Genomic DNA, 6,908 nt, shown 5'->3' on the forward strand with positions numbered 1-6,908 from the left:
TTAACGCAGTTACCTTTTTTATTTTGTTTTTGTTTTAAATATTTCTTTTAGATATCACCAAATTAAAAAAGAATACTGAACATTTAATTCCTTTAAAGTATAATTGTGCGAAAAAAATACTTAAAAGGGAGCGTATTAAAGTCAGCTATTTTTTAAGTATTTTTATTATACCACATTTAGAAAAAAATTAAACTATTTATTTGAAAAATTTTTACATGTATTTAGAACTAAATAAATTATCATAAATTATAGTAATTTATTTAGCTGTAAATATATAAATCTTAGGAGGTAGTTTAGTATGTCAGGAACAAATATTAAGTTTAAAATAGTTTGCTCTAAATGTGGCAAAGAACATAGAGGTAAGCCTATAGCAGCAGGCTATGTTAAGCAATGCAAATGTGGACATACATTTACTGAGAAATTAAAGCATCAATTGAAAGAATAAGACAATTAAGAAAAGACGAGAAGATAAAAAGAGCAATTAAAAAAAATGAAAGTAGATAAAAACAAAGAGAGCTAATACTCAAAATATCAGCAGTTGCCCTGTAACTTAAATAGGGAGCCTTTATTAAAGGAGTCTTGCGAAGACTATAAAGATTTCCCCTCAAAAGAGGGTGCATAGGGTTAGTTCAGCCAACGCCGTAGAATGAACCTCCACACGAAAATCTTAGTCCCTATTTTTAGGAGTGTGGGTGCGAGAGTGGTGACAACTTAAAGGTCAGGTGCGGGAGTTCTAGGATATTAAGGTATCGGGAACTATAAGCAGATTAAGGCAGTAGGATAGAACCGTACTGTAGAAAGCTTATAGGTAGTAAATACGCAACAAATAGGGTGTAAGATAGCGATAGTGACGGTGATATACTGTTCTGTCAATTCAAGCAGTTGTTTTCTTATGTCAGATTATACTTGTCTGATATAAGGGAACAACTATATCCTGCTCCTGCTCTGGCTCTACCTGTTCTATCATATATTTGAATAAAATTCAATTTAATTTAAAATATCTTTTTGGATAAGATGGGCAGAGAAAGAAGGGTTTTAATTTGTACATCAACTGGAAGGATGGAATGTGGCAACGCAGGTACGGAGTTGATACATTCCATCCTGTAAGGCGGTAGACTAGGGGTTTGGGGAGTGTAGCTCCCCACTTATTTATTCTTTATTTACCTTTCTATGTTAAAGTAAATTATGATAATTTATTATAATTAAGGAGTGATTTTATGAAATTAGTTATTGCAGAAAAACCAAGTTTAGCTATGAATGTTGTTAAAAGTATTGGCAATATGAGTAAGTCTGATGGTTATTTTGAGAATAAAGATTATATTGTAACTTTTGCTTTTGGTCATTTACTTCAACTTTATGATGTAGATAACTATTTTGATAGAGAAAAAACAAAGTGGAGTTTAGAAGAGTTACCTTTTGTTCCTAAAAATTTTAAATTTAAAATTAGAGATGATAAAGGGGTAAAAAAGCAGTATGAAATTATAAAAAGGTTAGTTAAAAGGAATGATGTATCTGAAATTGTAAACTGTGGAGATGCGGATCGCGAGGGTGAAGTTATTGTAAATAATATAATTAATCGAATCTTTAAAGAAGAAAATTTTAATAAGCCTGTAAAAAGATTATGGCTTCCTGAACAAACTACTCAAACTATACGTAATGAATTGAGAAATTTAAAAGATGATGGAGAGTATAAAAATTTATATAATGAAGGTCTTGCAAGGACTTATCTGGATTGGACATATGGGATAAATTTAACAAGGTATCTTAGTATAAAGTGTCAGTCTTTTTTACCCGTAGGGCGTGTCCTTATACCTATAGTAAAGTTTGTCTATGATAGAGATAAAGCAATAGAAAATTTTAAGCCTGAAACTTTTTTTGAAATAGGTGCTGTTATAAGTAAAGACAATTTAGAGATAAAAGCAAAACTTAAAGATAGACATTTTTTAGCAAATGAAAGAAAAAGGGCTGATGATCTATTAAATAGTTTAAAAGATAAAAAAGCTGTAGTTACTAAAGTTGAAAAGAAGGAAATCAAGAAACAGCCGCCTAAATTATTTTCCCTTGATACCCTGCAGAATAAAATGTTTAAAGATTATAAAATGTCTTTAGATGATACTTTAAAGCACTTACAAAAGTTATATGAAAGTGGATATACAACATATCCAAGGACAAATACCGAATATCTTGCAGATACAGAAAAAGAAAAGATAAAAAGTGTAATTACAGCAATAAAGGAAAAATTCAATGTAGATATAGATTTTAAAGACAAGGAATCTATATTTAACAGTAATAAGGTTGAAAGCCATAGCTGTATTACTCCAACTTTAAAACTTCCAGAAGAAGAAAAATTGAGTGAAGGAGAACAAAAAGTTTATGCTGCAATAAAAAATAGGTTTATAAGTAATTTTTTAAATGAGGAAACAATAATCGAAGAAACCAGGGTACTTATTAAAATAGATGATGAGTCCATAGAGCTTAAAGGTAATGTTATAAAGCAGCAGGGATTTTTAAAGTATGAGAAAATTAAAAAAGATAATGAACTTCCTGAATTTATAGAAGGTGAGAAATTAAATACTAAACTTTCTGTAGATGAAAAACAAACTCAAAGGCCTAAAAATGTTACTGAATCTGAACTCAATAATTTTCTTAAAAATCCTTTCAAAAAAAAAGAAGTTGAAGAACTAGAAAATAGTAATGATGATGAAGAATATAAAATGATATTAGAGGGTTGTGAGATAGGTACTGTTGCAACAAGAGCAGGGATTATAAAAAATGCTAAAAAATATGAGTATATAAAAGAATCAAAAGGACATTTAGAGTGTGAGAGTAAAGGAATAAGACTCATAGAAGCTCTTGAAAAGCTCAAAATTGATTTAGATAAGGAAAAGACCGTTGAGTTTGGAAAACAACTTAAAAATGTATATAAAGGCGATATAGAAATTGATACTATAGTATATAAAGTTAAAAATGAATTAAGTAATATAATTACTAATGGAAATAACATTAAAATTGATAAAATAGATAGTAAGAAATATAAGATTTTAGGGGTATGCCCTGTATGTGGGAAAGGTAATATTATAGTTGGAAGGACAGGATATGGCTGTAGTAGATGGAAAGAAGGCTGTAAGTTCTTTATAGGCAAAACTATAGCAGGAAAGAATATAACTGAATCTATAGCAAAAAAGCTTATAAAAAATAAAAGGACTAATATTATAAAAGGATTTAAAAGCAAGGCAGGAAAAAATTTTAATGCTGCTTTAGAAATAGAAAACGCACATATTACATTCGATTTTAGTGTTAAAAATGAAAGTTTAGGTGCGTGTCCCGTATGTAAAATAGGTGAAATTGCAAGTAATAAATCAGGATATGGCTGCAGTAGGTGGAAGGAAGGCTGTAAGTTCTTTATAGGTAAACAAATAGCAGGAAAAAATATAACTGAATCTATAGTTAAGAAGCTTATAACAGGTAAAAGCACAGGAGTCATAAAAGGGTTTAAAAGTAAAGCAGGTAAAAGTTTTGATGCTGTATTGATTCTAAAAGATGGTACAGTTAATTTTGATTTTCAAAATTAACTGTAATACAAAAATTAAAAATGTGTCTAGGATCAATTTTAAATAAGAAATAATTTGTACTATATTTTAAATTAATCTTTTCTTTAACTAGAATTGTATCAAAGTAGAAGAACTATCAAGGGTACGCTTCGTCAGATTAAAAATGTAATTATCATAATTTATGATAATTACATTTTTAATAATGAGTATGGATCTAAGTCAATAAAGTAGACACAAAATATCGAATATTTAAGCAGATTTTTTGCAATTATCCTCACATTGTTGAGGAGTAATATATCCTATAGAACTATGAATTCTAATCCTGTTATACCATGATTCTATATATTGGAACACAGCCAATTTTGCAGAATTATAATCATAGTATTTAACAAGATTTACCTCTTCTTTCTTTAATGAAGCATGGAATGACTCAATGCAGGCATTGTCATAAGGACAGCCCTTGGCACTGAAATAATGAGTTAGCAAATGAGTACCCAGAAGATAATTTTCAAATTCACAACTTGTATATTGAACCCCAAGATCACTGTGGAGAACCAATGGTTTAACTGGTTTCAAAGATCCATGACGGATGCAAGATAACACCAGCCGTCTTTTATAGTGTGTATATATGTTATATCGGTACACCATTTCTGATTTATTGTACTAGTATTAAAATCTCTTTTAAGGATATTTTCCTTTTCTTCAACCTTAGATTTTGAAGGAAAAGGTCTGAATTTTTTACAGACCACAGACTTTATACCTAACTTTTTCATAAGCCTCTGGGTTCTTTTAAGACTTATATTTATCTCATTCTCCTCTTTTAACTTTGCCATTTTCTTGATTAAGGTTTGATACTCAGCAGTTGTAATAGTTTTATTTTTATCTATCTGTATTGGTGCTGATTTTTTAATCCATAATTTTATTGTTGATTTAGATGTGCCATATTCGCTGTTTAATTCACTCAGGGTTTTACCTGAATTATAAATCTCAGCTATTGTATTTTTGAAATTTTCTGTATATCTCTTAGATCTATTTGACGTAAGTGATGGAATAAATACCGTCATGTAAATAGACCTCCAATTTGATATGCTTTAATAAAGTAATCAGATTGGAGGTTTTTAATATGACATCCACAAATGAAAATCTGCTAGAGAAATTACAAAAAAGTTTTTACAAAAAAGTTTTATATCGCACAAATTGTAGTATTATAAAAGAAAAAGACACTATGGGGAGGTATTTTATATGAGTAAAAGAGTTTATATCAGTGCGGATTATGATCTTGAAAACGGAGATCGTGAAATCGTAGAAGTGTTGCATAGTTGGGGTGACGACAATAAACATAAAGTAGATTTTGTGGACACAGCCGAAGTCGCGTCAGGTAGTGTATCAAAGATTGATGACTGTCGTATATGTGATTTAAAAGAAGAGTTTAATCATCAAATTAATGCATCATCTGTAGTTATCTTTGTTGTTGGTGATAAAACTGCTTCTCGATTAGCGGGAAGTGAATGTGAACGGGGTAGTAAAGTGCAAAACGAATGTGAGTGCACTCCATATAAAGAAAATGCAAATGGAAAAAAGAAATGTAAGATAACTACAACATGTCCTGCTCCGGCAGATGGGGATTATGGTTGTATTAATTCTATTTCATACCTTCAACATGAATTTGAAGAAGCAAAGCAACGTAATAAAACTATTATTATTCTTTATAATTCATTATATAATCAGGTTGGATGGCTTCCTCCTTATATGAATGACTACAAGGATAATGCACATCCATTTTGGACTAAAAATGATAACAATGAAAAAGTTGGTGATTACACATATATAAAGAAGGCATTAGGATATGAATAAATCTTTAAAAATATGCTTTGGTCGGGCTACTAGTTTAATTGGTATCATATTTACGTGTGTTCCTGAGAAATGTTTTGGATTATGGAAGCCACTCAATACACTATCAGACGAAATAAATATTATTATTGTTAGATGTTTGGTATTTGTTGCTATATTCATTCTCTGCATACTATTATATGTGTGTAGATGTAGAGTAAATGTTAACGCAAGGAATCATCTTATTCAAGTGGAATATGGTGATATTTTAAAGAAGAAAGACTGCAAAAGAGTTATTGCTTTTGATGAGTGTTTCTCAATAAAAGTAGGAAACCGTCCTGAAGATATAAATCCTAAATCAGTTTGTGGACAATATCTGAAGAACAACCCGTCACTGGATATAGAAGAATTAATCAAAAGTACGCATTTAAAACCTGCTAATGGCACATCGCAATATCAAAACAAGGTACATTATGAGTCTGGGAGAGTGCTACTTAATGGAGATGATTTACTGCTTGCGTTTGCTAAACTTAATCAAAATGGACGAGCAACATTTACACGCGATGAATATTTAAAAAGTTTAGCTGTATTGTGGTCAGAGATTAATACCTACTACAACCAAAAGGATGTTTGCATAACAATTCTAGGTGGTGGAACTACAGATTTTGGAGAGTGGAACCCAACACAACAGGAACTTCTTGACACTATAATACAATCATATAAGCTAAGTAAGCATAAAATAAAACCATCTAACAAGTTACGAATCATCTGCAGGAAAAAAGATGTCAATATCAACAAAATAGATGGAAATATCTAAGATTCCCAATTCCTGCAGAACCTTCATTAGTCATGCTAAAGAATTTTGATTGAAATTACTTGGAATTGTAACTTGTATATCTTTATACAGTATCTGAAAATCATCAGATTTATTTGAGTTTGATAGGATATTATCACACTCTGAAAGGATTGGTGGGGAATGAGTATAGATTTGTGTAAAAACCAAATCTATACTCATTCCCTATCGTTCGAATTTTTGTGTCTACACTTTTATACTAGCACCAAAAATCATTTTTAACATATTCTGCAGTAATTGATGTGGAATTAGTATAATATTTATTTTGAATTAAATAAATATCTTTTGTTTCCTCATAAGTTTCATAAGCGTCAATTCCTAAATCATGATAGTCTATTATTTTTTCTTCAATTAGTTCCTCATCTTCATAAAAAAGTTTATCTAATACCTAATAATTAAAGGCCCATTCATCTTTTTTAATATTACTAATATAAGGAAAATTAGTTTGATATTCTTTAATGTCTTCTTCAATTTGTTTTATAAAATTACTCATCTATAGAGTCACTCCCCATTTTTTTATTCGGTATTAAATCTATATATTATTTTATATAAACTATTATATATAAACTTTTTATGTTTTTATTATATATAAAATAATAAAAAGTTTTCTATAGTATTATTACAATGAACTATGACTATTAAATACATATAAATTATCATAAATTATGATAATT

General features: G+C 29.5%; 4 protein-coding genes and 1 pseudogene. 4 read left to right on the forward strand and 1 reads right to left on the reverse strand.

Annotation, left to right across the window (positions count from 1 at the left end; genetic code table 11):
- The first annotated feature begins 298 nt into the window (after positions 1-298).
- Together KM800_RS14745 and KM800_RS14750 are read left to right on the forward strand one after the other, a co-directional pair.
- Positions 299-445: a hypothetical protein gene (locus KM800_RS14745; RefSeq protein ID WP_217813768.1), complete on the forward strand. Its 147-nt coding sequence runs from the start codon at positions 299-301 to the stop codon at positions 443-445.
- A 772-nt stretch (positions 446-1,217) separates the two neighbouring features.
- Entirely contained in the window at positions 1,218-3,572 is a 2,355-nt protein-coding gene (locus tag KM800_RS14750) for a type IA DNA topoisomerase (protein WP_217813769.1), read from the forward strand.
- Between the two features lie 228 nt (positions 3,573-3,800).
- Here KM800_RS14750 and KM800_RS14755 read toward each other — a convergent pair.
- Positions 3,801-4,615, reverse strand: a pseudogene (locus tag KM800_RS14755) (integrase core domain-containing protein).
- Positions 4,616-4,793: 178 nt separating this feature from the next.
- Here KM800_RS14755 and KM800_RS14760 point away from each other — a divergent pair.
- On the forward strand, positions 4,794-5,405 hold the full coding sequence (locus KM800_RS14760; RefSeq protein ID WP_217813770.1) for a hypothetical protein: 612 nt from the start codon (positions 4,794-4,796) through the stop codon (positions 5,403-5,405).
- Positions 5,398-6,198, forward strand: a complete 801-nt coding sequence (locus tag KM800_RS14765; RefSeq protein ID WP_217813771.1) for a macro domain-containing protein — start codon at positions 5,398-5,400, stop codon at positions 6,196-6,198. The genes KM800_RS14760 and KM800_RS14765 overlap by 8 nt, the downstream gene beginning before the upstream one ends.
- Positions 6,199-6,908: the final 710 nt, after the last annotated feature.

This window comes from Clostridium tyrobutyricum, assembly GCF_019144085.1.
Lineage (GTDB): Bacteria > Bacillota > Clostridia > Clostridiales > Clostridiaceae > Clostridium_B > Clostridium_B tyrobutyricum_A.